Genomic DNA, 23,303 nt, shown 5'->3' with positions numbered 1-23,303 from the left:
TCCTTCAATCCGTCAGCGCGACTTCGCCTGCTGACGCCTCACATGGGCGAGTATCGATTGCTCATTGAGCGCGCCACGGTCGACGAGCACGCTGTCGAAGGCGCTCTCGGTCCTGGAGACCGTAGCCGATTCTTCGGAATAGGCCGCCGCAAATTTGGACGAAGGCGTCGGCACACGCAAATAATTGCCGCCGGGCACCGTCGGCTCACGCATGAAATTGCCTTCCGGACGCTCGGCCAGGATAGGGCCGATTTCCGGCAGGATCGCGAACTGTTCGAAAGCCGGCGCCGGACCATTGACCAGCGGCATGGCCTGCAGCGCTGCATTCTTCCTGGAGCCGACAAGCGCTGTCTGGGTCGAACCACCATAATTCGGGTTGGACGCCGGTGCCGGAACAAAATTCGGCGAGGCTGAAGCCACCATCACGCCTGTCGCGATCTGCCCTTCCGGCGCCACACCCGGCGAGCGCGAACCCTTCGGAATATAAGAAGCCATCAGATAAGGCATGTCGTGGCCATCGAGCGGCGCACGTCCAGCGTATTGTACCCGAACATTGGCCGTGCCGGTGGTCTTCATGTCGAGAAGATCGGCCGTCTTGCTTGAAACGTCGATCAGGCGGCCTTCGTGGAACGGTCCGCGATCGTTGACGCGCACCAGAACCGACGCGCCATTGTCCATATTGGTGACGCGCGCGTAGCTCGGCAGGGGAAATGTCGGATGTGCGGCAGAAAGATGTTCTTTGTCGTAGACTTCGCCATTGGCGGTCAGGCGGCCATGGAAGGCGGAACCATACCAGGAGGCAAGGCCGGTCTTGTTGTAACCCGGCTCTTCCTTCGGGAAATAGCGGCGGCCCTTGACGGTATAGGCATTGCCGATCAGCTCGCGACCGCCGCCCTTCGGAATGGCCTTGCCATCGGCCACACGTGGGCTGGCTTTGACGCCATATTCGGATTCGGAAAAATATTCCTTGCTGCGCTTGGGCTTGGACTTGGTCTCGGATGTGGTGGAACACGACGCGGTTGCGGCGCAAAGCACGGAAATTGCAAGCCACTTCGCGCCCGACCTGGCGTTGATGCCGAGTTTCTTGACCGTAGAATTCAAATCGTCTGCCCCACGCTGCTATTGGCTCGGAGAACCGCACCCTCACTTGCTTCGATTATTTGCCCCTGCCATCGAAGCACCTAACAGTCGCTTAATCTTGTGCATAACGTGGCGAAAATGCGAACGACTTCTGCAAATTCGATAAAATTGTAACGAACGTGGTTAATGATTTCTATTTTTTCAGCCCTCCCCTCGGGCCAGACTTGCCACCGCAGCATCTCCCGCTCACCCCCTCCCACAAGGAACAAACGGACGGCGAGCACGTTCTCTCCCCGCAAGCAAACAAGCTTCCGCCGGTTTCGGCTGAGGGAGGAAACATGATCAAGCTAATGAAAACCGTAGCTCTGGCAATGGGCGTCGCCCTCGTATCCTTCGCCGCACCGATCCCCGCCGGTGCGCAGGGAATGGAACTCAGAATCGGCCCCGACGGCGTTCGCCCCGTCATCCGCGATCGTGACCGGGACGTAGACCGCCGCGGCCCGCCCCGCATGCGCGGCTGCAGCGAACGCGAAGCCCGCGCCGCCGCCCGTGAGGCCGGCCTGCGCGATCCCGAGGTCGTGCGCGTCACCCCGGGTCGTGTCGTCGTAGAAGGCTTCACGCGCCGGGGACCGGATCGCATCACCTTCGCCAATGAACGGGGCTGCCCGGAAATATGATTGCATCGACAAAATGGAACCCGCCGCACAGCGGGCTTCCCATTCGCGCTTTTTTTGCAGCCATTCCAAAGCCAGGAAGGGGGGCGAAGCATGCCTCACCGCAGCATTGTTCGAATGATTTTTAAAGCTTGATGGCAGATGGGGTGGGATTCGAACCCACGGTACGCTCTCACGCACGCCGGTTTTCAAGACCGGTTCCTTAAACCACTCGGACACCCATCCATCGGTGGTGAGGCTTTATAGCGGTTTGAAAAAGGTCGTCAATCCCGCACGGTCGAGCGGCATCGCCCTTCTTTCGTGGTTGGCAGATCATTGCCCCGGTGTCGTTGCCGGCGGCAGCAGGGATCCGTCACCTGAAGGTATCGACGGCACCTGCTGAGCCGTATCGAATAGCGTCAGGCTTAAAACTATTGCCACAAGCGCCAGCAAAAGCGCCACAAAGAGGATTCCCGATTTATCCATGCGTTTGCTCATGTCACGTTATATTAAAGGCGAATATGTGCAATTCTAGGCAATGCAAAGAACAAAGCGGAAGTCTGTCAAGTTGTCTTACAGATTCTGCAAACTCATCGTTCAAAAATCTGCAAATTGAGCGAAATTTATGCATAGGCGTACTGTTTGAGACGGAAGTGGCCTATCGCGTCAGCAATATTGTCATTTATATCAGGCCATCGCTCCCGGGCATTGCCCAACTTTCCCCGAGCGATCAACCTGCCCCGCCTCTTTGCGGGGCTTTTTTTCTATTATGACCACAAAAAACAAACGTTACCGAAAGGCCAGCGGCCGATAACCGCCATCGTCTCAAACGCCGATGCTCGGCCCGCTATTGCCGTGCCGGCCGTCGCCCCGAAGAATATCCTCGAATAGATTTAGCAGCGCCGGCGGCAAGCTATCAGACAACTCGGTGATGATTTCGTTGGCGCGATTATAGGAATAGATGGCCGAGAGCGTCAGCACCAGCAGCACGATCCACGGCCAGATCGGCTTGCGCCTTTGCGGCGCTCCGTTCGGTTGTTGTGGTAAGGTCATGCCGGCACCTTTCCTTCAGGCCTTCACGCGCGGCTCGCCTCCGGGCGCATACGCGGTTTTCTGCAAGAAACGGAATATATTGCCGCACTGGGCGCAGCGGATCATGAAATCCGTCGGATCGCCCGAGACGCGCTCCGCGCGAAATCCGCGCGGCATTTCATCGATGCGAAAATCGACGTCCCGGCGGCTCTTATCATCCGATTCCGACGCTTCGGCAAAACCCTGATGACCACATTTGGAACATTCGAGCTTCCGGGAATATCTGTCGCGCGCTGCCATATGCCGTCCTTTGCTTGGTTGTTATCAGGTAGCAGCGGCAAAACATCATTTCAATGCCGATCGCCTCGGGTTAAAGCTTTGCACGGCTATTTCCCGGCGGGAAACTCATCCGGCGACTGGAATGAATATGGAAGCCCATGAACGACCAGAAACCCCTGCTGTCATCATCACTCATGCTGCGGGCCGTCCTTATCGCCGCAATTCTGCTCGTCTTTCTCGGCGTCCTAAATGTCGGTATCAAATGGTATGGCGAGCGGATTCTTCAGGCGGGCCATACGACGGACACCGAAGAGGTTGAGATCGTCATCGGCAACGACCGGCTGAAGCTTGCCAAAAACACCCTGCGGGCGCCTTCCGGGCGCCTCGGCGGAGAACGGGAGCGCGTCGACCTTTATCTGAGCTGGCCTGATCTCAAGGGGTATGAGGAAGCGAATCGCGCCGTTTTCGATGATCCGGCGCAGGCGGCAGGTCTGATCTTCATCCAGCTTTCGCAAAGCACCATGTCCGAGGACATGTCCGGTCGTTTCGGACCGATCTATTCGCGGCTGACGGAAGGACAACCGGTGCCGCTGAAGCACGGCCTGTTGCTGCACCGTCTGCGGGCCGATTCCGGCTATGGCAAGGAAGTCATATTGACCGGCGATCGCGATGGCGAAAGCGTCTATGTGGTGCGCTGCCTGCTGCCGCAAACGCCGCAGACGGCCACCGGCAGCGATTGCCAGAGGGATATTCACGCCGGACAGGACCTCAGCCTGTTCTACCGTTTCTCCTCAGCCCTGCTGCCGCACTGGCAAAAGCTGGACGCAGATGTAAAAAACTATGTAGAGCACCGCCTCGTAAAAGACGGAAATCGGTGAAACAGCACGGCACAGATTGCGTGCGAAAAGTCGCATTTTATGGAAGGCGGATACCTTTCATAAACCACTTGGTAACGCCATCCCGATAAAGTTTCTTCCCGGAGCATCGGGCGGGGCGTGTCCGAGCGGAACATAAATATGCGATTGAAGAGTTCAGCAGTGTTGAAAAGTCTATCTGGAGCACATTCGCGCAAAGCGGGTGCGACGTCTTTTGTGAGGTTTATTGCGTTAACCCTTGCGGCGGCGTTCATAACCGCAACATCCGTTCAAACCGCAAAGGCCGATCCGAAATATGCGGGCATCGTCATCGATGCCAAGACCGGCAAGGTTCTTTATGGCGAGGATCCGGACGGGCTGCGTTATCCGGCCTCGCTGACAAAGATGATGACGCTTTATCTGACATTCGAGGCGCTTAATACCGGACGTATCTCGCTCGATTCGAAGGTGCCGGTGTCAGCGAACGCTGCCAAGGAGCCGCCGTCCAAACTCGGCGTGCGCGCCGGCGGCAGCATCACCGTGGAACAGGCCATCCTTGCACTCGTCACCCGGTCGGCAAATGACATGGCAACCGCGCTCGGCGAATATCTCGGCGGCTCGGAAGACCGTTTCGCCAGAATGATGACCGCCAAGGCCCGGGCGCTCGGCATGACCCGCACGACCTATCGCAACGCCAACGGCCTGCCCAACACGGCGCAGATGACAACGGCACGCGACCAGGCCCGTCTCGGTATCGCGCTTCGCCAGCATTTCCCGCAATATTACGGCTATTTCTCTACCCGCACCTTCAACTTCGGCAAGCAGGTTATCGGCAACCATAACCGCCTCGTCGGAACTGTGAAGGGTGTGGATGGCATCAAGACCGGTTATACCCGTGCAGCCGGCAGCAACCTTGCCACATCGGCTCAGCTCGACGGTCGTTCCATCGTCGCCGTCGTTCTCGGCGGCCGCTCCAGCGCTGCCCGTGACGCCACCATGCGCAAGCTTGTCGCAACATACCTGCCGCAGGCATCGCGTGGTGGCAACAGCAACCTGATTGCGCAGACCCGCTCAGCGCCGGTCGAAGAGCCCGTCGCCGTAGCCGCTGCCGTTCCTTCCGTGGCGGTTGCAGCAACGGCAGCCGGCCTGCCCAATTCCGGTCCAGTGCCGCAGACCCGTTACGAGGAAGCGCCAGTCACCGCTTTTGCAGGCTCCTCTTCCAATGCAGCCGTCAAGGCGATGGAAGCCGCAACCTGGCAGAAGGGCAAGGACCCGATTGCTCGTGCGCCTTCCGCACCGGACCGCAAGCTGATCACCAACTCCACCAAGGTGGATGATATCGTCACCGCGTCCACCACGACGCCTGTCGTCTCCGCCCCTTCGGTTTCGGCCAGGTCCGAGGCTCCGCAGGGCGGCTGGGTCATACAGATCGGCGCATCTCCCGATGAGAACTCCGCGCGCGGCCTGTTGCAGAACGCGCAGGAAAAAGGCGGCGCTGCGCTGCGCTCCGCAAAGCCTTTTACGGTCGCCTTCAACAAGGACGGCTCCCAGATCTACCGCGCCCGTTTCGGCGGCTTCGATGGCCAGAACGCCGCGGTGAATGCATGCAATGCATTGAAAAAGAAAGGCGTCAACTGCTGGGCGTCACGCCAGTAACGGACCTTTCCACAGGCGGTGGTTCCTGCTCGAAACATCGCCTGTCTCCTCGAAATTTGTAATGTGTAGCGAGGCTTTCCAAGATGGCAGTCAACGAGAATTATTCGGACATTGCGTCTGGCAACGGGCATGGCAGCCTGTCGGTTCTGCATCCCATTCACGAGGCGGCGATGCGTATCGCCGATCTCGGTCTCAACCGTTCCAAGGCGAAGACGCGCGATCTCGTGGCGCTGCTTTTGTCGCATGGCGCCCGCGCCTGGCGCTCCAATCAGCCGGAAGCGAACATCCACCTTCATGTCGCAAGCCGCTCGGGCCGCGCACCGGTGCATATTCGGATACGCTGAAAATCAAACGAAGTCGACAAGACACAAAGAAAAAACCCCGCGGAGCCTGAGCGACGCGGGGTTTCTCTTGATTGGTAACCGAAGATAACGAGGCGGCTTACGCCTCGCTTTCCGGCGCCTCCGGCGTATTCGGCAGATCGTCGGCGGCGTCTTCGCCATTGCCATTTTCCGCTTCGTCGTCGCCTTCCGGCTCGTTGATGCGCTCCACGGAAACCACCTTCTCATCCTTGGCGGTCGAGAAAATCGTCACACCCTTGGTGGCGCGGCTGGCGATGCGGATACCGTTGACCGGCACGCGGATGAGCTGACCGCCATCGGAAACCAGCATGATCTGGTCGCCTTCTTCCACGGGGAAGGCTGCGACGAGTTCGCCGATCTCGTTGGTCTTTGCGGTATCGGTGGCGCGGATGCCCTTGCCGCCGCGACCCGAGGTGCGGAAGTCGTAAGAAGAGGAACGCTTGCCGAAGCCCTTCACGGAAACCGTCAGCACGAATTCTTCGCGCGCCTTCAGTTCCTGATAACGCTCTTCGCTGAGTTCACCCTCTTCCGTCACCTCCTCGCCGACGAGCGCAATATCGTCCTCATCAACGCCTGCGGCACGCCGCTCGGTAGCCGAACGCTTCAGATAGGCCGCACGCTCCCACGGTTCAGCTTCCACATGGCCCACAATGGTCATGGAGATGATGCGGTCGCCCTCGGCCATGTTGATGCCACGCACGCCGACGGAGTTGCGGCCGGCAAAGACGCGCACATCGTCAACGGGGAAGCGGATGCACTGACCGAGCGCGGTCGTCAGCAACACGTCGTCGCGGTCCGTACAGGTTTCGACGGAGAGGATTTCATCGCCCTCCTCGTCCAGCTTCATGGCGATCTTGCCGTTACGATTAACCTGTACGAAATCGCCGAGCTTGTTGCGGCGAACCGTGCCACGCGTCGTCGAGAACATCACATCCAGCGTTTCCCAGGTCGTTTCGTCCTCGGGCAAGGGCATGATGGTGGTGATGCGCTCGCCGGGCTCCAGCGGCAGCATGTTGATGAGGGCCTTGCCCTTCGACTGCGGCGTGCCGATCGGCAGACGCCAGACCTTTTCCTTGTAGACGATGCCACGCGAGGAGAAGAACAGCACCGGCGTATGGGTATTGGCGACGAAGAGACGGTTGACGAAATCTTCGTCGCGCGTGGCCATGCCGGAACGGCCCTTGCCGCCGCGACGCTGTGCACGATAGGTGGTCAGCGGCACACGCTTGATGTAACCGAGATGCGAAACGGTGACGACCATGTCCTCGCGGGCGATGAGGTCTTCATCGTCCATATCTGGGCCGCCTTCGACAATCTCGGAACGGCGCGGCGTGCCGAACTCGTCACGAACGGCGACAAGCTCGTCCTTGACGATCTGCTGGATACGCAGGCGCGACGACAGGATTTCCAGATATTCGGATATTTCAGCGCCGATCTTGTTTAGTTCGTCGCCGATTTCATCGCGCCCGAGCGCCGTGAGGCGGGCAAGGCGTAGTTCGAGAATGGCGCGCGCCTGCTCTTCCGAAAGGTTGTAGGTGCCGTCTTCATTTATGCGGTGGCGCGGATCGTCGATCAGGCGGATCAGGCTTTCCACATCCTGCGCCGGCCAGCGCCGCGTCATCAGCTCTTCGCGGGCCGAAGCGGGATCGGGCGCATGCCGAATGACACGAATGACCTCGTCGATATTGGCGACCGCAATCGCCAGACCGACCAACACATGCGCGCGTTCGCGCGCCTTGCGCAGCAGATATTTCGTGCGGCGGCTGACGACATCCTCGCGGAACGAAACGAAAGCGCGCAGCATGTCGAGCAGTGTCATCTGCTCCGGCTTGCCGCCGTTCAGCGCCACCATGTTGCAGCCGAAGGAGGTCTGCAGCGGTGTGTAACGGTAAAGCTGGTTCAGGATGACATCGGCATTGGCATCGCGCTTCAGCTCGACGACCACGCGGTAGCCCTGGCGGTCAGACTCGTCGCGCAGGTCGGAAATGCCCTCGATGCGCTTTTCCTTGACCAGTTCGGCCATCTTTTCGATCATCGACGCCTTGTTCACCTGATAGGGAACCTCGGTGATGATGATCTGCTCGCGGTCGCCGCGCATCGGTTCGATGGTGGCGCGGCCGCGCATGATGACCGATCCGCGACCCGTCTCGTAAGCCGAGCGGATGCCGGACCGGCCCATGATCAGCGCGCCGGTCGGGAAATCCGGGCCGGGAATGATCTGCATCAGTTCCGGCAGCTCGATCGCCGGATTTTCGATGAGAGCGATACACCCGTCGATGACCTCAGAAAGATTGTGCGGCGGAATATTGGTGGCCATGCCGACCGCAATGCCGCCTGCCCCGTTGACCAGCAGATTCGGGAACTTGGCCGGAATGACCACCGGCTCCTGCAGCGTGCCGTCATAGTTATCCCGGAAATCGACCGTTTCCTTGTCGAGATCGTCGAGCAGCGAATGCGCGGCCTTATCGAGACGGCATTCGGTATAACGTTCTGCCGCCGGCGGATCGCCGTCGATGGAGCCGAAATTGCCCTGCCCGTCGATCAACGGCAGGCGCAGCGACCAGTCCTGCGCCATACGCGCCAGCGCATCATAGATCGCCGAATTGCCGTGCGGATGGAATTTACCCATCACGTCCCCGGTAACCCGGGCGCATTTGACGTATTTTTTGTTCCAGTCGATGCCGAGTTCGGACATGCCGTAGAGGATACGACGATGGACCGGCTTCAGGCCGTCTCGCACATCGGGAAGCGCGCGGGACACGATAACGCTCATGGCGTAATCGAGATACGACCGCTGCATTTCCTCCATGATGGAAATCGGTTCAATGCCTGGCGGAAGTTTTCCGCCGCCGGGGGGGCTCTGGTCAGTCAAAACGGATCACATTCTCTGTTAAGAATCGGATGGATTTTTATAGCGGAAACAGCAACGTTAAGCCAATTTCCCGGCGAGTTTTGAACAGGCTTTTGCGTCATTTGCAAGACGAACGCCGCTTTTCACGATTTAGCCCGACAAAAGTGGGTCCGTTCCCTTTCAAAGCAGCCACGACTTGCGTAGGCTCATACGCAAAAAGGCAATAAGCGGGGAAAGAATGGCCAGCAGCGAAACGCTCATCAATGCGCTCACCACACTTCTGGTCACACTCGATCCACCTGGTCTCGCCCCCGTTTTCCTGGCGCTCACCGTCGGCATGACGCGCGACCAGCGCAGCCAGGTGGCGCTGCGCGGCACCATCATCGCCTTCGGCATTCTCGCCGTCTTCGCGCTTTTCGGCCTCGCGATCCTCAATCTTCTCGGCATCTCGCTCGGCGCCTTTCGCATCGCCGGCGGCCTTCTGCTGTTCTGGATTTCCTTCGAGATGATTTTCGAAAAACGCCAGGAGCGCAAGGAAAAGACTTCCGAAATCGCCATCACCAGGGACCAGCTTCATAATCTGGCGGTCTTTCCGCTGGCGCTGCCTCTGATCGCCGGGCCGGGCGCCATTTCAGCCACCGTGCTGCTAGCCGGATCGATGAAGACCACGGTCGAGATGGTGGTGCTCATCCTGATCCTCGCTTTCGCCATGGCCCTCGTTTATGCAGCCCTGATCGTCTCGGAACGCATGGACCGCTTTCTAGGAAATACCGGCCGTGCGATCCTCACCCGGCTGCTCGGCGTGCTGCTGGCGGCACTATCGGTGCAATTCGTGGTCGACGGCATAAAATCGGCCTTTGATTTCTGAAAAACCGCCCCTTCACGACACCAGCGCAATAAATTGCCGCCAACCGCCAAAACGCCGGAAAATCCTCCCTTTAAAACCGGCCGCCGCTTCGTCTAAAAGACGCATGTTTTTTCGGATTCGAAAGTTATCTCCATGCGTTCCACGCTGCGTCGCCTCATCCCGGATGCCGCACCGGTCAGCAACAGGGAAAGGCTGCGCTCCGCGACCGGCGCCTTTGTCGGCATTCTGCTGACCGGCCTTGTTGGAAGTCTCGCTCTGCGTTTCGATCCCAACCTGCCCGCCATGATCGCGCCGATGGGCGCTTCGGCCGTGCTTCTGTTCGCCGTGCCGTCCAGCCCGCTGGCGCAGCCCTGGTCTATCCTGTGCGGCAATCTGGTCTCGGCTTTCGTCGGCGTCACCGTGGCGCTGCTGGTTCCGGATCCATTCCTTGCCAGTGCACTAGCCGTCGGCTTCGCCATCGCCGCGATGATGGTCTTGCGCTGCCTGCACCCGCCAAGCGGTGCGGTGGCGCTCACCGCCGTCCTGGGCGGCCCTGCCATCCATAGCCTCGGCTATGGCTTCCTGCTCTGGCCGGTCGCTGGAAACTCGCTGATCCTTCTTGCTTTGGCCCTCGCCTATAACAACGCCATCGGCCGCGCCTACCCGCACGGCCTGAAGCTTGGCAAGACCGCGCACGGCACTACGGATCCGACCCCCATCCAGAAAATCGGTTTTTCGTCCAACGACCTCGACGAGGTGCTGAAGGAATATGACCAGGTCCTGGATATCGATAGGGACGAGCTCGAAACCATTCTACGCAGGACCGAACTGCGCTCCTGGCGTCGTCGTGCGCTGCATCTCGATTGCGCCAGCGTCATGTCGCGCGATGTGGTCGGGGTTGCGCCTGATGACAGTCTGCGCCATGCCCATGCGTTGATGCATAGCCGTCATTTCAAGGCATTGCCGGTCACCAACGATAAGGCGGAGATCGTCGGCATCGTCACCCAGACGGATTTTCTGGAAAAGGCGAGCTGGAGAAACGGCCGTCCCTCCATCGGTTTCCTGCAGCGGCTGCGCCTCATCCTCTCTGGCGCAAGCGCCCCCAACGATACCGTCAAGGACATCATGACATCGCCGGTCAGAACCGTGCGGCCGGAAACGGCAATCGAGGAGGCCATCATTCGCTTTGCTGAAGAAGGGTTGCACTACCTGCCGGTGATCGATGGCAGGGGCAAGATGGTGGGCATTGTGTCGCAATCAGATGTCATGGTCGCGATGCTGGCGGACAAGGTCGCGGCATAAACGGCAGCACTCAGGCCAATGAACGGGAAGAACACACGCTGAACAATTCCAAGGACGTCCACCGCTGCCCGAAAGCGTCAAAACTTTAGGCGGCGGATGCTTCGACCATGCACCACCGTGAGAATGAGGACGCCTGAACCGTCAATTTCATAAAGGACGATATGGCTACCATGCTCGTGTCGGCGCACACCTTCCCCAATCGTCGGGGAAAGACGTCCCATGCGCGGATTATCACCAAGCAACTGGAAACAGCCTTCCAATTCATTCCTGTAAAAATGTGCCTGTCTCAATCCAAACTGTTCAACGCCATAGATAAAGATATCGAGAATTTCGCTTTCGGCCTGTTTAGTCAGCCGATAGCTACACGCACAACTCCATGTGCCGCTGCTATCCGTTCGGCTTCCGCAAACAGATCATCCATGCTGCGGGACCCGATGCCGCTCGCGCGGGAATCCGCAACGATCTGGCGAAGCTCATCAACGCTGAACTCCTGCCCCCGCCGTGCCCTGTCACGACGCACCAGATCCCGCACATAGTCGCTGACACTGGCATATTCGCCTGTCAGAACCTGCGTCTCAATCCATTCTTTCATGGGATCTGGTAAGGACACGGTCATGGTCGCCATGTGTGTGAATCTCCCGTCAGTCCTCCCAGGATACCAGAGCATAGGAAAAAATCACAAAAATTCTGACTTGTGATAGTTTCCTCGATATCAGCGTCAGAACGGAATATCGTCATCCATGTCGTTGGAGAAGCCGCCGGAAGGCTGGCCGCCGCTACGGGAAGAGCCGCCGCGCGACGAGGACTGCTGGTCGTAACCGCCGCCATAGCCGGAACCGCCACCGCTGCCATAATCGTTGCCGCCGCCGAAGTCGCCACCGCCGCTACGGCCGCCGCCCTCACCGCGACCATCCAGCATGGTCAGCGTGGAGTTGAAGCCCTGCAGCACGATTTCGGTGGAGTAGCGGTCGTTGCCGGTCTGGTCCTGCCATTTGCGCGTCTGCAGCTGGCCTTCAATATAGAGCTTGGCGCCCTTCTTGACATATTGCTCGACGACCTTGCACAGGCCTTCGTTAAAGACCACGACGGTGTGCCATTCGGTCTTTTCCTTGCGCTCGCCGCTGTTACGGTCTCGCCAGGTCTCCGAAGTTGCAATGCGCAGATTGGCGATGGGGCGGCCATCCTGCGTCCGGCGGATTTCGGGATCGGCGCCCACATTCCCGATCAGAATTACCTTGTTTACGCTACCAGCCATCTCGTCATCCTGTCCGCCGGCCATCATGACCGGCAATTGCATTTCAAAAAATTCGCCACACAATAGCTGCCGCGGCCCGCAAAGGGCACCGCAAGCATGGAACTATCCACAAAGAATAATCTTAAGCTGCGGGAGCGACATTCGCGCTTGCAATTCGTTCCTTTTTTGTTCTATTGAATCGCAGATTTCGAGTCAAGCATTCCGAAAAGCTGCGACCGATAAGAAATAGACCTCGACACCTCCGGCTGCGTCACTACATAAGGACGCGCTGCCATCAAGTGTGTTATTTTTGTCCGAGCCTTGTCATGAGTGAACTGAAGACGATTTCCATCCGTGGCGCCCGCGAGCATAACCTCAAGGGCATCGATCTGGATTTGCCGCGCAACAAGCTGATCGTCATGACCGGCCTTTCCGGTTCGGGCAAGTCGTCGCTTGCCTTCGACACGATCTATGCCGAGGGCCAGCGCCGTTATGTCGAAAGCCTTTCGGCCTATGCGCGCCAGTTCCTGGAGATGATGCAGAAACCGGATGTCGACCAGATCGACGGCCTGTCGCCGGCTATTTCCATCGAGCAGAAGACCACCTCGCGCAACCCGCGCTCCACGGTCGGCACGGTCACCGAGATCTATGACTATATGCGCCTGCTGTTCGCCCGTGTCGGCGTGCCCTATTCGCCGGCAACCGGCTTGCCGATCGAAAGCCAGACGGTCAGCCAGATGGTCGACCGGATCCTCGCTTTCGAGGAAGGCACGCGTCTTTATATTCTCGCGCCGATCGTGCGCGGCCGCAAAGGCGAATATAAAAAGGAACTCGCCGATCTGATGAAGAAGGGCTTCCAGCGCGTCAAGGTGGATGGCCAGTTCTACGAAATCGCCGACGTGCCGGCCCTCGACAAGAAATACAAGCACGATATCGACGTGGTGGTCGACCGCGCCGTCGTGCGCCCGGATATGGCAGCACGTCTTGCCGACAGTCTCGAGACCTGCCTCAAGCTCGCCGACGGGCTGGCAATTGCCGAATTTGCCGACAAGCCTCTGCCGCCCGAAGAGACAGCCGCCGGTGGTTCGGCTAACAAGTCTCTCAACGAGACCCATGAGCGCGTGCTGTTTTCGGAAAAATTCGCCTGCCCCGTTTCCGGCTTCACCATTCCGGAAATCGAACCCCGGCTGTTCTCCTTCAACAACCCCTTCGGCGCCTGCCCCAGCTGCGACGGTCTCGGCTCGCAGCAGAAGGTCGATGAAAACCTCATCGTGCCGGAGCCGGCCCGCACGCTGCGCGACGGCGCGATTGCGCCCTGGGCCAAATCCTCCTCGCCCTATTACAACCAGACGCTGGAAGCGCTCGGCAAAGCCTTCGGTTTCAAGCTGTCGAGCAAATGGTCGGAGCTTTCGAAGGAAGCGCAGCACGCCATCCTGCAGGGCACCGATGACAAGATCGAGTTCAACTATCAGGACGGCGCCCGCTCCTACAAGACGGTGAAGAACTTCGAAGGCATCGTGCCCAATCTGGAGCGTCGCTGGAAAGAGACTGACAGCGCCTGGGCGCGCGAGGAAATCGAACGTTACATGTCGGCAGCCCCCTGCCCGGCCTGCGCCGGTTATCGCCTGAAGCCGGAAGCGCTCGCCGTCAAGATCAACAAGCTTCACATCGGTGAAGTCACCGAAATGTCGATCCGCACGGCGCGCGACTGGTTTGAAGTGCTGCCGGAAAATCTCAACGCCAAGCAGAACGAAATCGCAGTCCGCATCCTCAAGGAAATCCGCGAGCGCCTGCGCTTCCTCAATGATGTCGGACTGGATTATCTCAGCCTGTCGCGCAATTCCGGCACGCTTTCCGGCGGTGAAAGCCAGCGTATCCGTCTGGCCTCGCAGATCGGCTCGGGCCTGACAGGCGTTCTCTATGTTCTCGACGAGCCGTCAATCGGCCTGCACCAGCGCGACAACGCCCGCCTGCTCGATACGCTGAAACACCTGCGCGATATCGGCAATACCGTCATCGTGGTCGAACATGACGAAGACGCCATTCTGACGGCGGATTATGTGGTCGATATTGGCCCGGCCGCCGGCATTCATGGCGGTCAGGTGATCGCCGAAGGATCACCGCAGGAGGTGATGGCCAATCCGAAATCGCTGACCGGCAAATATCTCTCGGGCGAACTCGGCGTCGCCGTGCCGGTGGAGCGCCGCAAGCCCAAGAAGGGCCGCGAGATCAAGGTTTTTGGCGCACGCGGCAACAATCTGAAAAATGTCACCGCAGCTGTGCCGCTTGGCGTCTTCACCGCCGTAACCGGCGTTTCGGGCGGCGGCAAATCCACCTTCCTGATCGAGACGCTTTATAAATCGGCGGCCCGCCGGGTGATGGGCGCGCGCGAAATCCCGGCCGAGCACGATCGCATCGATGGTTTCGAATTCATCGACAAGGTGATCGATATCGACCAGTCGCCGATTGGCCGCACACCGCGTTCCAACCCGGCCACCTATACCGGTGCCTTTACGCCGATCCGTGACTGGTTCGCCGGCCTGCCGGAAGCCAAGGCGCGCGGTTATGCGCCGGGCCGTTTCTCCTTCAACGTCAAGGGTGGCCGCTGTGAGGCCTGCCAGGGCGACGGTGTCATCAAGATCGAGATGCACTTCCTGCCTGACGTCTATGTCACCTGCGATGTCTGCCACGGCAAGCGCTATAATCGCGAGACGCTCGATGTGACCTTCAAGGGCAAATCCATTGCCGATGTGCTGGATATGACGGTGGAGGAAGGCGTGGAATTCTTCGCGGCCGTCCCGGCCGTACGCGACAAGCTGCAATCGCTCTTCGATGTCGGTCTCGGTTACATCAAGGTCGGCCAGCAGGCCAATACGCTCTCCGGCGGCGAGGCGCAGCGCGTCAAGCTCGCCAAGGAACTGTCAAAGCGCTCGACGGGCCGCACGCTCTATATTCTCGACGAGCCGACAACCGGCCTGCACTTCCACGACGTCAACAAGCTCCTGGAAATGCTGCATGCTCTGGTGGAACAGGGCAATTCCGTCGTGGTGATCGAGCACAATCTCGAAGTCATCAAGACGGCCGACTGGATCATCGATATCGGGCCTGAAGGCGGCACGGGCGGCGGCGAAGTGGTGGCGACCGGCACACCGGAAGACATGGTCAAGGTCGAGCGCTCCTATACCGGCCACTTCCTGAAGGAACTTCTGGAGCGCCGTCCGGCCGGAAAACGGGAGGCTGCGGAGTAATCCGCAGCTTTCGTCGCAAGAGTACGAAAGGCCGAAGGCCGGAGGAGGAATAACACATGTCGACATCAGGCACGATCCGCACCGGTATCGGCGGCTGGACCTTCGAGCCCTGGGAAGGCACGTTTTATCCCGAAAAATTGCCGAAGAAGCGCCAGCTGGAGCACGCCAGCCGGCAGCTCACGGCCATTGAGGTGAACGGCACCTATTACAGCAGCCAGAAGCCGGAGACCTTCGCCAAATGGGCCTCCGAAGTGCCGGAGGATTTCGTCTTCTCGCTGAAGGCAAGCCGCTTCGTCACCAACCGCAGGGTTCTGGCCGAGGCCGGTGAATCGATGACGAAGTTCCTGACGCAGGGACTGACGGAACTTGGGTCTCACCTCGGCCCGATCCTCTGGCAATTCGCGCCGACGAAAAAATTCGACGCGGAGGATTTCGGCGCGTTTCTGTCGCTGCTGCCCGAAAAGCAGGACGGCCTCACCCTTCGCCATGTCGTCGAGGTGCGCAACCCGACATTTCAGGTTCCGGAATTCATCGATCTTCTCGCCAGACACAAGGTGGCCGTCGTCTGCGCCGACCATCACGATTATCCGATGCTGCCGGATGTAACGGCCGATTTCGTCTATTGCCGCCTGCAGAAGGGCGAGGACGATATCAAGACCTGTTATCCGGAAAAAGAGATCGTCCACTGGTCTGAGCGGGTGAAAACCTATGCCAGAGGCGGCGTGCCGGACGATCTGCCGCTGATCGCGCCGGATCGGAATGTCGAGAAAACCCCGCGCGATGTTTTCGCTTTCTTCATTACCGGCGGCAAGGTCAATGCACCCAATGGTGCGCAGGAATTACAAAAGGCGGTCTGAGCGCTTTCAGCCCGCCATGTCTTTTGTCGGGCTGAAATCGATGGACGCGAAAGCGGCCTCTACCACCTCCGGGCCAGCTCCCGGCCGGGTGGCGTCGCTGGAGAGGATTTGCCGGAAACGGCGCGCGCCGGGCATGCCCTGAAACAGACCGACCATATGGCGGGTAACGTGATTGAGGCGTCCGCCCTTGGCAATATAGTCGGCGGCATAGGCCATCATCGCATCACGCAGCGCCATCCAGTCCGGCTGGCGAGCCTCTTCGCCATAGATGCGATGGTCGACATCGGCAAGGATGGAAGTGTTGTGATAGGCGGCCCGGCCGAGCATCACGCCATCCATATGTTGGAGATGCACGCTTGCCTGATCAAGATCGGCGATGCCGCCGTTGATGCCGATAAAGACATCCGGATTTTCCTGCTTCATGCGATAGACGAGATCATAATCGAGCGGCGGCACTTCGCGGTTTTCCTTCGGCGAAAGCCCTTGCAGCCAGGCTTTTCGCGCATGAACCCAGACCGCGTCCGCGCCTGCGGCAACAACCCGCTTCAGAAAATCCGGCAGAACCGCTTCCGGCTGCTGATCGTCCACGCCGATCCGGCATTTCACCGTAACCGGAATGCGAGCGACAGCCTTCATTGCCGAGACACATTGCGCCACAACGTCAGGCTCGCGCATCAGGCATGCACCGAAAGTGCCTGATTGCACCCGATCCGAGGGGCAACCGACATTGAGGTTGATCTCGTCATATCCGTAATCGCCGGCGATCCGCACCGCCTCGGCAAGCTTGACCGGATCAGACCCGCCAAGCTGCAGCGCAACGGGATGCTCCTGAGGATGATAACCGAGCAGCCTGTCACGCTGACCATGGATGATGGCGTCGGCGACGATCATTTCGGTATAAAGCAGCGCGCGCTTCGACAATTGCCGGTGCAGAAATCTGCAGCGGGTATCGGTCCAGTCGATCATGGGGGCCACGGCGAAGATTTTTTCGCCGCTTGCAAGCGCTTGTCTGTACATGGATTAACCTCTTTGCGCCGGCTTCTACAGCAAAGGACCGTAAAAAGCCAGTTTTGCAGGCAGGGTCATTTTGAACTGGAAATCGCCCCGGAATCGCGGGACAAGAATTACACTCGAAAAAGACGACAGGAAATCCACATGGCTGCCACCGTCATCCCCGCTCCAAAGCCCGTTCTCCTGCCCGTTGAAGGCGCGGGCGACCTGTTCCCCGTACGGCGGGTCTATTGCGTCGGCCGCAATTATGCCGATCACGCCATTGAGATGGGCCATGATCCCTCGCGCGAGCCGCCCTTTTATTTCCAGAAGAACCCGGACAATCTGCTGCCAGCCGGTCAAGACTTCCCCTACCCGCCACTGTCATCGAATGTACATTACGAAGTCGAATGTGTCGTGGTTCTGAAAAGCGGCGGCGCCGATATCCCGGTGTCCTCGGCACTGGACCATGTTTGGGGTTACGCCGTCGGCATAGACATGACCCGCCGCGATCTGCAGGACGGCCTGAAGAAGATGGGCCGCTCCTGGGAAGGCGCGAAGGCTTTCGAATATTCCGCGCCGATTTCGGCGATCGTCCCCGCAGACAGGATCGGCCATCCCGCCACCGGCGCGATCTGGCTAGACGTCAATGGCGAACGCAGGCAGACGGGCGATCTTGCCCAGATGATCTGGAAGGTGCCGGAAGTGATTGCCGAGCTCTCCAAGCTATTCACGCTTGCCGCCGGTGACGTCATCATGACCGGCACGCCGGCCGGCGTCGGCCCGATCGTCCGCGGCGACCGCATCGAATGCGGCGTCGAGGGTATCGGCACGCTTGCCGTGACGGTTGCCTGAAACCGTCAAAAAAACAAAAGGGAGGATACCGACATGCCGCTTTACCGCCTCGCCGACCGGGTGCCGCAGACCCCTGCGCCGGATCGCTACTGGGTAGCGCCCGACGCCAACGTCATCGGCTCGGTGACGCTAGGAGAAGATGTCGGCATCTGGTTCGGCGCGACGCTGCGCGGCGATAATGAACCGATCAGCATCGGGCGCGGCACCAATATTCAGGAAAGCGTGATGGTGCATAGCGATCCTGGTTTTCCCGCCGTCATCGGCGAAATGTGCACCATCGGCCACCACGCCATCGTGCATGGCTGCACCATCGGCGATAATTCGCTCGTCGGCATGGGGGCGACGATCCTGAATGGCGCAAAGATCGGCCGCAACTGCCTCGTCGGCGCCAATGCGCTGGTGACGGAGGGCAAGGAATTCCCGGACAATTCACTGATTGTCGGTTCGCCGGCGCGCGCCATCCGGACGCTGGATGATGACAGCGTCGCGGGGCTTCGCCGCTCGGCGGAAAAATACATCGAAAACTGGAAGCGTTTTTCGAAGGATCTGGCGATCATCGAGGGATAGGAAACGGCGGGCGCCTACGCCCGCCCCGTCGTGAGATTAAGCCGAGCAGGCGGCGCAGAGGCCGCGAATTTCAATGGTGGTCTTTTCCGCCTTGAACTTGCTGTCCTTTACCCAGCGCTCGAGACGGTGGTCGATTTCATGATCGTGGAATTCCGTCACTTGCCCGCAGGATTCGCAGATGGCGAAAGCCACCGTGCCATGGTGCTGCGAGCAGCACTCCGCCTGCGTATGGGTGCAGGCGACAAAGGCGTTGAGGCTCTCGAGCCGGTGCACGAGACCAAATTCCACCAGCTTTTCCAGCGCCCGGTAAACCTGCAGCGGCGCACGAAACCCCTCATCCCGCAGCTTGTCGAGGATCATATAGGCGCTCAGCGGCTGATGCGCGTTCGAGAGGGCATTCATGACCAGCGACTGGTTTTTGGTGAGGTTTTGCTGGGTCTGCACATTCATGACTTGCCTCCTTCATCCGCGACGCGGGAGAAACCCGGCGCCGGCAACAGGCTTATAACGAAGAGGATCACCGCGGCAACCACGATGGATGGACCGGACGGCGTATCGTAGGTCAGCGAGCCGAACAGTCCGCCGACAACGGCAATCGAACCGATCAGCGACGCCACGACGGCCATCACCTCCGGCGTGGCGGAAAAACGCCTGGCAGTGGCAGCCGGTATGATGAGCAGCGAGGTGATGAGCATGATGCCGACCACCTTCATGGCAATGGCGATCACCAACGCCATCAGTAGCGTGAAGATCAGCTTTGCACGCTCCGGGTTCAGACCCTCGGCCTCGGCCAGTTCCGTATTGACGGTGGAGGCAAGCAGCGACCGCCACAGGAAGACCATGGAGATGACGACCACCAGCCCACCGCCCCATATCAGGGCGATATCGCTGCGGGTAACGGCGAGAATATCGCCGAACAGGAACGAGACGAGGTCGATACGCACCCAACTCATGAAAGCGACGATGACAAGACCGATCGCCAGCGCCGAATGGGACAAAATGCCAAGCAGTGCATCGGCGGAGAGCGCCTGACGCCGTTGTAAAAAGAGCAGCAGGATCGACACGGCCGACGCCACCAGAAAGACGCTGACGATGAGGTTGAGCTGTAACAGCAGCGACAGCGCAACGCCGAGCAGTGCCGAATGGGCCATCGTATCGCCGAAATAGGCCATGCGACGCCAGACGACGAAACAGCCGAGAGGACCGGCAGTCAGCGCAACGCCGATACCCGCAACCATGGCGCGAACGAAGAAATCGTCAAACATGGCGTTCTCCCTGCCGCTCGCTGGGAGGCGCATGGCCCTCATGTTCATGCTCATGGCCGCAGCCGCATTCGTCATGGCTGTCGTGATGGTGACCGTGGTCATGCATATAGTGGTGCCCATCCTCCGGGTGGCAATGGTCGGTCACCGAACCATCCGCATGCTGCACCCGGCCATCGGGCAAATGGGTATGATCGTGATGGTGGCTATAGACGGCAAGCGCCTTGGCTGCCGAGCCGCCGAACAGGCGCATATATTCCGGGCTCTGGCTCACCGCCTGTGGCGTGCCCCGGCAGCAGACATGGCCGTTCAGGCATATGACGGTGTCGGTTTCCGCCATCACCACATGCAGATCATGCGAGATTAACAGAATTCCGCAATTATTTGAATTTCTGATATTTTTTATCAGATCATAGAGAGCTATCTCGCCGGAGAAATCGACGCCCTGCACGGGCTCGTCAAGAACCAGCAGATCGGGCTTGCGGGCGATGGCGCGGGCAAGAAGCGCGCGCTGGAACTCGCCGCCGGAAAGGTGCTGGACCTCGGCATTGGCGAGATGCGCAATGCCAGTCGCATTCAGCGCCGCGTCGATTTCGCGGGCTGGCAGCGGCCCGGTCAGCGTCATCAGCCGGCGCACCGAAAGCGGCATGGTCCAATCAACCGAGAGCTTCTGCGGCACATAACCGACCCTCAGACCGGCAATGCGCGAGACCTCACCCTCGGTAGGCTTCACCACACCGATCGCCATTTTCGCGCTGGTGGATTTGCCGGAACCGTTCGGCCCGATCAGCGTGACGATCTCGCCTTTGCTGACGGAAAACTCCACGCCGCGCACCAGCCAGCGACCGTTGCGCTGCACGCCGGCATTGGCAAGGGAAACCAGTATCTCGTTGCCCCGATGGGCGGAATGAAGCATGGGATTATCCGTTCGGCGATGTTGCTTACCGCTATTGCATACGTTATAGAGTAACGCAATAAATGTAATAACATAACTATACTTCTTCAAGTGGAGTGCATTTCATGAAATCGTTCCTGGTCCCGCTCATGGCATCGGTGGCTATCGCAGCCGCCGCTTCCGGCGCCACGGCAGCGCCCGATGTCGTGGTCTCGATCAAGCCGGTCCATTCCCTCGTCGCCGCAATCATGCGGGGCGTCGGCGAACCGCAGCTCATTGTCGACGGCGCGGCCTCGCCGCATACCTATAATCTCAGACCGTCCAATGCGCGCAAGCTGGAAAAGGCGGATGTGGTCTTCTGGGTCGGCCCGGGACTGGAAGCATTCCTGGAAAAGCCGCTGGAGGCGCTTGCCAGCAAGGCGACCGTGGTTGAACTGGAAGACGCCAAGGGGCTGGAGAAGCTGCCCTTCCGTGAAGGCGGCCCCTTTGAAGCACACGACCATGGCGACGAAGGCCATGATACGCATGACGGCCACGCCGAAGAGGAAGGCGCACACGATCATGGACACGACCATGCGGAGGGCCACGGGGACCATGACCACGGCGCATACGACACCCATCTCTGGCTCGACCCCGCCAATGCCAAGGCCATGGCGCAGACGATAGAAACCGCGCTGATCGCTGCCGATGCCGGCAATGCCGCGACCTATCAGGCCAATACCAAAAAACTGATCGACGATCTCGATGCGCTTGATGCTGAACTGAAGGAAACGGTAAAGCCGGTGAAGGACAAGCCCTTCATCGTCTTCCACGATGCCTATCAATATTTCGAGCATCGTTACGGCGTGAAGACGGCGGGATCGATCACCGTCAGCCCCGAAACCCTGCCAGGCGCTGACCGCGTCAAACAGATGCAGGAAAAGGTCCGCCAGCTCGGCGCAACCTGCGTCTTCGCGGAACCGCAATTCGAGCCGAAGCTGATTTCGGTTATCACCGAAGGCACCGCCGCCAAGTCGGCGACGCTCGATCCGGAGGCAGCGACATTGGAACCCGGCCCGGACCTCTATTTCAAGCTGATGCGCGGCATTGCCGGCTCGCTGAAGGATTGCCTGTCCTGATGCGCATCGCCGCCCCTAACGCTCCGGCGCCGTCATTCCGGCTTTGAACCGGAAACGGCCGAAGCGCGAATGACCGGAATAATACATATTTTAAACCAATTACTTGCGATTGAAATATAAAGTACCGCATAAGGAAACGAGGCGCGACAATCGCTGGGTAGAGACGTCGCGCCATCAATCGCAAAGAAGCTCGTTACGGCTTCGGCGCCATCGAAGACCAGACAGGGCTGCTGATGCTCTGCAGGGTTTCCGGCGGCGCGCCGTTGATGCGCGCCAGAAGGGCCTTTGCAAGCTCCCTGCCCGCCAGCTTGATATCTTCATTGACGGTGTGGATCTGCGGTTTGATCCAGTTCAGGAACTCGGCGGACTGTTTCGAGACGATATCGATATCTTCGCCGATCCTCACACCCGCCGCCTCGAAACCGGCCACCAGCGCGATAGTGCTGCTGCCGCTGATCGAAACGATGCCGTCGGGACGTTCATCGGATTGCATCAACTGCTGGCCGAAATCGCGGATTTTTTCAAGCGGCGTTTCGATGGTGATGGCGTCCAGCGAAAATTCGCTAAGGCCGAAATCCCTGATCGCCCGGTTGAACCCCTTGCGGGCGTGATCGTGGAATGAAAACCGCGATGGCGGCACGATGACGGCGATCCTTTTACGCCCGCATTGCGCCAGCCGCTCGACCGCCTCATAGGCATAGGCCTCGTTATCGAAATCGTGAAAAGCATGGGCGATGCCCATATCTGACCGCCCATGGGTGACGAAGGGCATGTTGCGCTCAGTCATGAAACGAACGCGCGGATCGTTGGGCTCGATTTTCGAAATAATGACCCCATCCGCCGAACCGGTATCGAGAATATAGCGGATCGGCACCATCGAATCCTTGGCATGGATGTGTGGCGTCACAACCAGATGATATTGTGTCGTGGAAAGAACCTCGGTGATGCCGAATACCATCTGGCTGGTGAAACCCATCAGTTCTTCATCGACGCTCAGAACAAGGGCAATCACATTGGTCTTGCCGGTACGAAGGCGCACCCCGGCGCGGTTTGGCTGGTAGCCGATCTGGCGAGCTATCAGCCGCACACGCTCCTTGGTTTCAGCACCAATATCGGGCGCATCCTTCAGTGCGCGCGAGACAGTGGTGATGCCGAGACCCGTCATATAGGCGATTGTCTTTAAGGTCGGACGTTCGCCTGTCGTTGCGGATATGTCGTCCCTGCCGGATTTTCCAGTATCGTTCATGTCATTTCGCCACGCTTTACCGAACAATAATCATAGATAGCTTTTGCTCTGTTGCAAAGGCAAAGCGCGGCAGTCGAAAACCAGTTCGCTCGAACATCCGCCAATTCAGCTAAAA

24 protein-coding genes and 1 tRNA gene are annotated in these 23,303 nt (G+C 59.3%); 11 read left to right on the top strand and 14 right to left on the bottom strand.

Annotated features, from left to right (window positions below; translation table 11 throughout):
- Positions 1-12: 12 nt before the first annotated feature.
- The gene (locus AGR1_RS06185; protein ID WP_149146460.1) at positions 13-1,101 is read right to left on the bottom strand and encodes a septal ring lytic transglycosylase RlpA family protein; all 1,089 of its coding nucleotides are present in this window, start codon (positions 1,099-1,101) and stop codon (positions 13-15) included.
- Positions 1,102-1,418: 317 nt separating this feature from the next.
- Here AGR1_RS06185 and AGR1_RS06180 point away from each other — a divergent pair, with 317 nt between their 5' ends.
- Positions 1,419-1,757, top strand: a complete 339-nt coding sequence (locus AGR1_RS06180; RefSeq protein ID WP_149146459.1) for a hypothetical protein — start codon at positions 1,419-1,421, stop codon at positions 1,755-1,757.
- 132 nt (positions 1,758-1,889) lie between these two features.
- Here the strand turns inward: AGR1_RS06180 and AGR1_RS06175 are convergent.
- The 4 genes from AGR1_RS06175 to AGR1_RS06160 all read right to left on the bottom strand — a co-directional run bounded on the left by AGR1_RS06175 (position 1,890) and on the right by AGR1_RS06160 (position 3,065).
- A tRNA-Ser gene (locus AGR1_RS06175) sits at positions 1,890-1,979 on the bottom strand.
- Between the two features lie 87 nt (positions 1,980-2,066).
- Complete coding sequence (locus tag AGR1_RS06170) at positions 2,067-2,219, bottom strand: hypothetical protein (protein WP_187772061.1); 153 nt, start codon at positions 2,217-2,219, stop codon at positions 2,067-2,069.
- A gap of 339 nt (positions 2,220-2,558) precedes the next feature.
- Positions 2,559-2,786 carry a hypothetical protein gene (locus AGR1_RS06165; protein ID WP_080790745.1) on the bottom strand — a complete coding sequence of 76 codons (228 nt, stop codon included), beginning with the start codon at positions 2,784-2,786 and terminating at the stop codon, positions 2,559-2,561.
- A 15-nt stretch (positions 2,787-2,801) separates the two neighbouring features.
- Positions 2,802-3,065, bottom strand: coding sequence for a hypothetical protein (locus tag AGR1_RS06160; protein ID WP_003502742.1), 264 nt, complete (start codon positions 3,063-3,065; stop codon positions 2,802-2,804).
- Between the two features lie 137 nt (positions 3,066-3,202).
- Here AGR1_RS06160 and AGR1_RS06155 point away from each other — a divergent pair, with 137 nt between their 5' ends.
- The 3 genes from AGR1_RS06155 to AGR1_RS06145 all read left to right on the top strand — a co-directional run bounded on the left by AGR1_RS06155 (position 3,203) and on the right by AGR1_RS06145 (position 5,898).
- Positions 3,203-3,922, top strand: coding sequence for a hypothetical protein (locus AGR1_RS06155; protein WP_149146457.1), 720 nt, complete (start codon positions 3,203-3,205; stop codon positions 3,920-3,922).
- A 138-nt stretch (positions 3,923-4,060) separates the two neighbouring features.
- Positions 4,061-5,554 (top strand): D-alanyl-D-alanine carboxypeptidase family protein, encoded by a 1,494-nt coding sequence (locus tag AGR1_RS06150; RefSeq protein WP_149146456.1) that lies wholly within the window; start codon positions 4,061-4,063, stop codon positions 5,552-5,554.
- 83 nt (positions 5,555-5,637) lie between these two features.
- On the top strand, positions 5,638-5,898 hold the full coding sequence (locus AGR1_RS06145) for a hypothetical protein (RefSeq protein WP_003502750.1): 261 nt from the start codon (positions 5,638-5,640) through the stop codon (positions 5,896-5,898).
- A gap of 97 nt (positions 5,899-5,995) precedes the next feature.
- Here the strand turns inward: AGR1_RS06145 and gyrA are convergent, their stop codons facing one another.
- Entirely contained in the window at positions 5,996-8,788 is a 2,793-nt protein-coding gene (gene gyrA, locus AGR1_RS06140; RefSeq protein ID WP_080790742.1) for a DNA gyrase subunit A, read from the bottom strand.
- A gap of 217 nt (positions 8,789-9,005) precedes the next feature.
- Here gyrA and AGR1_RS06135 point away from each other — a divergent pair, with 217 nt between their 5' ends.
- Together AGR1_RS06135 and AGR1_RS06130 are read left to right on the top strand one after the other, a co-directional pair.
- Positions 9,006-9,635 carry a MarC family protein gene (locus AGR1_RS06135; protein WP_149146455.1) on the top strand — a complete coding sequence of 210 codons (630 nt, stop codon included), beginning with the start codon at positions 9,006-9,008 and terminating at the stop codon, positions 9,633-9,635.
- A gap of 132 nt (positions 9,636-9,767) precedes the next feature.
- Positions 9,768-10,916 (top strand): HPP family protein, encoded by a 1,149-nt coding sequence (locus tag AGR1_RS06130; RefSeq protein ID WP_149146454.1) that lies wholly within the window; start codon positions 9,768-9,770, stop codon positions 10,914-10,916.
- Positions 10,917-10,993: 77 nt separating this feature from the next.
- On the opposite strand, the gene AGR1_RS06125 is transcribed toward AGR1_RS06130, so the two are convergent.
- The 3 genes from AGR1_RS06125 to AGR1_RS06115 all read right to left on the bottom strand — a co-directional run bounded on the left by AGR1_RS06125 (position 10,994) and on the right by AGR1_RS06115 (position 12,213).
- Positions 10,994-11,230, bottom strand: a complete 237-nt coding sequence (locus AGR1_RS06125) for a type II toxin-antitoxin system RelE/ParE family toxin (RefSeq protein ID WP_236760871.1) — start codon at positions 11,228-11,230, stop codon at positions 10,994-10,996.
- Between the two features lie 35 nt (positions 11,231-11,265).
- Positions 11,266-11,541, bottom strand: a complete 276-nt coding sequence (locus tag AGR1_RS06120) for a type II toxin-antitoxin system ParD family antitoxin (protein ID WP_149146453.1) — start codon at positions 11,539-11,541, stop codon at positions 11,266-11,268.
- A gap of 93 nt (positions 11,542-11,634) precedes the next feature.
- The gene (locus AGR1_RS06115) at positions 11,635-12,213 is read right to left on the bottom strand and encodes a single-stranded DNA-binding protein (RefSeq protein WP_187772060.1); all 579 of its coding nucleotides are present in this window, start codon (positions 12,211-12,213) and stop codon (positions 11,635-11,637) included.
- A 263-nt stretch (positions 12,214-12,476) separates the two neighbouring features.
- Between AGR1_RS06115 and uvrA the strand changes: the two genes are divergently transcribed.
- Both uvrA and AGR1_RS06105 read left to right on the top strand, forming a co-directional pair.
- Positions 12,477-15,398 carry an excinuclease ABC subunit UvrA gene (gene uvrA, locus AGR1_RS06110; protein ID WP_149146451.1) on the top strand — a complete coding sequence of 974 codons (2,922 nt, stop codon included), beginning with the start codon at positions 12,477-12,479 and terminating at the stop codon, positions 15,396-15,398.
- A gap of 56 nt (positions 15,399-15,454) precedes the next feature.
- Entirely contained in the window at positions 15,455-16,255 is an 801-nt protein-coding gene (locus AGR1_RS06105) for a DUF72 domain-containing protein (RefSeq protein WP_149146450.1), read from the top strand.
- 6 nt (positions 16,256-16,261) lie between these two features.
- Here the strand turns inward: AGR1_RS06105 and dusA are convergent, their stop codons facing one another.
- On the bottom strand, positions 16,262-17,272 hold the full coding sequence (gene dusA / locus AGR1_RS06100) for a tRNA dihydrouridine(20/20a) synthase DusA (protein ID WP_149146449.1): 1,011 nt from the start codon (positions 17,270-17,272) through the stop codon (positions 16,262-16,264).
- 138 nt (positions 17,273-17,410) lie between these two features.
- Here dusA and AGR1_RS06095 point away from each other — a divergent pair, with 138 nt between their 5' ends.
- Complete coding sequence (locus AGR1_RS06095) at positions 17,411-18,100, top strand: fumarylacetoacetate hydrolase family protein (RefSeq protein WP_149146448.1); 690 nt, start codon at positions 17,411-17,413, stop codon at positions 18,098-18,100.
- 33 nt (positions 18,101-18,133) lie between these two features.
- Positions 18,134-18,667 (top strand): gamma carbonic anhydrase family protein, encoded by a 534-nt coding sequence (locus AGR1_RS06090; RefSeq protein WP_149146447.1) that lies wholly within the window; start codon positions 18,134-18,136, stop codon positions 18,665-18,667.
- Positions 18,668-18,703: 36 nt separating this feature from the next.
- Here AGR1_RS06090 and zur read toward each other — a convergent pair whose 3' ends face one another.
- Genes zur through znuC form a run of 3 tightly spaced genes read right to left on the bottom strand, consistent with a single transcriptional unit; the run spans position 18,704 to position 20,845 of the window.
- Positions 18,704-19,117 (bottom strand): zinc uptake transcriptional repressor Zur, encoded by a 414-nt coding sequence (gene zur, locus AGR1_RS06085; RefSeq protein WP_080790732.1) that lies wholly within the window; start codon positions 19,115-19,117, stop codon positions 18,704-18,706.
- Entirely contained in the window at positions 19,114-19,932 is an 819-nt protein-coding gene (gene znuB / locus AGR1_RS06080; protein WP_149146446.1) for a zinc ABC transporter permease subunit ZnuB, read from the bottom strand. The genes zur and znuB overlap by 4 nt, the downstream gene beginning before the upstream one ends.
- Positions 19,925-20,845, bottom strand: a complete 921-nt coding sequence (znuC, locus tag AGR1_RS06075) for a zinc ABC transporter ATP-binding protein ZnuC (RefSeq protein ID WP_149146445.1) — start codon at positions 20,843-20,845, stop codon at positions 19,925-19,927. Before znuC ends, znuB begins: the two co-directional genes overlap by 8 nt.
- Before the next feature lie 104 nt (positions 20,846-20,949).
- Between znuC and znuA the strand changes: the two genes are divergently transcribed.
- A complete protein-coding gene (znuA, locus tag AGR1_RS06070) occupies positions 20,950-21,942 on the top strand; it encodes a zinc ABC transporter substrate-binding protein ZnuA (RefSeq protein WP_149146444.1) in 993 nt (330 codons plus the stop codon).
- 193 nt (positions 21,943-22,135) lie between these two features.
- Here the strand turns inward: znuA and AGR1_RS06065 are convergent, their stop codons facing one another.
- A complete protein-coding gene (locus tag AGR1_RS06065) occupies positions 22,136-23,188 on the bottom strand; it encodes a LacI family transcriptional regulator (protein WP_121459689.1) in 1,053 nt (350 codons plus the stop codon).
- Positions 23,189-23,303: the final 115 nt, after the last annotated feature.

The organism is Agrobacterium sp. B1(2019) (genome assembly GCF_008274755.1).
Classification (GTDB): domain Bacteria; phylum Pseudomonadota; class Alphaproteobacteria; order Rhizobiales; family Rhizobiaceae; genus Agrobacterium; species Agrobacterium salinitolerans.
This window is presented reverse-complemented; position numbering and strand designations above follow the sequence as displayed.

Coding starts and splice junctions, on each gene's coding strand:
- znuB (WP_149146446.1), bottom strand. CDS start 19,932: ATGTTTGACGATTTCTTCGTTCGCGCCATGGTTGCGGGTATCGGCGTT.
- AGR1_RS06160 (WP_003502742.1), bottom strand. CDS start 3,065: ATGGCAGCGCGCGACAGATATTCCCGGAAGCTCGAATGTTCCAAATGT.
- uvrA (WP_149146451.1), top strand. CDS start 12,477: ATGAGTGAACTGAAGACGATTTCCATCCGTGGCGCCCGCGAGCATAAC.
- zur (WP_080790732.1), bottom strand. CDS start 19,117: ATGAATGTGCAGACCCAGCAAAACCTCACCAAAAACCAGTCGCTGGTC.
- AGR1_RS06120 (WP_149146453.1), bottom strand. CDS start 11,541: ATGGCGACCATGACCGTGTCCTTACCAGATCCCATGAAAGAATGGATT.
- AGR1_RS06135 (WP_149146455.1), top strand. CDS start 9,006: ATGGCCAGCAGCGAAACGCTCATCAATGCGCTCACCACACTTCTGGTC.
- dusA (WP_149146449.1), bottom strand. CDS start 17,272: ATGTACAGACAAGCGCTTGCAAGCGGCGAAAAAATCTTCGCCGTGGCC.
- znuC (WP_149146445.1), bottom strand. CDS start 20,845: ATGCTTCATTCCGCCCATCGGGGCAACGAGATACTGGTTTCCCTTGCC.
- AGR1_RS06105 (WP_149146450.1), top strand. CDS start 15,455: ATGTCGACATCAGGCACGATCCGCACCGGTATCGGCGGCTGGACCTTC.
- AGR1_RS06090 (WP_149146447.1), top strand. CDS start 18,134: ATGCCGCTTTACCGCCTCGCCGACCGGGTGCCGCAGACCCCTGCGCCG.
- AGR1_RS06065 (WP_121459689.1), bottom strand. CDS start 23,188: ATGAACGATACTGGAAAATCCGGCAGGGACGACATATCCGCAACGACA.
- AGR1_RS06170 (WP_187772061.1), bottom strand. CDS start 2,219: ATGGATAAATCGGGAATCCTCTTTGTGGCGCTTTTGCTGGCGCTTGTG.
- AGR1_RS06165 (WP_080790745.1), bottom strand. CDS start 2,786: ATGACCTTACCACAACAACCGAACGGAGCGCCGCAAAGGCGCAAGCCG.
- znuA (WP_149146444.1), top strand. CDS start 20,950: ATGAAATCGTTCCTGGTCCCGCTCATGGCATCGGTGGCTATCGCAGCC.
- AGR1_RS06155 (WP_149146457.1), top strand. CDS start 3,203: ATGAACGACCAGAAACCCCTGCTGTCATCATCACTCATGCTGCGGGCC.
- AGR1_RS06150 (WP_149146456.1), top strand. CDS start 4,061: ATGCGATTGAAGAGTTCAGCAGTGTTGAAAAGTCTATCTGGAGCACAT.
- AGR1_RS06145 (WP_003502750.1), top strand. CDS start 5,638: ATGGCAGTCAACGAGAATTATTCGGACATTGCGTCTGGCAACGGGCAT.
- AGR1_RS06095 (WP_149146448.1), top strand. CDS start 17,411: ATGGCTGCCACCGTCATCCCCGCTCCAAAGCCCGTTCTCCTGCCCGTT.
- AGR1_RS06115 (WP_187772060.1), bottom strand. CDS start 12,213: ATGCAATTGCCGGTCATGATGGCCGGCGGACAGGATGACGAGATGGCT.
- AGR1_RS06130 (WP_149146454.1), top strand. CDS start 9,768: ATGCGTTCCACGCTGCGTCGCCTCATCCCGGATGCCGCACCGGTCAGC.
- AGR1_RS06180 (WP_149146459.1), top strand. CDS start 1,419: ATGATCAAGCTAATGAAAACCGTAGCTCTGGCAATGGGCGTCGCCCTC.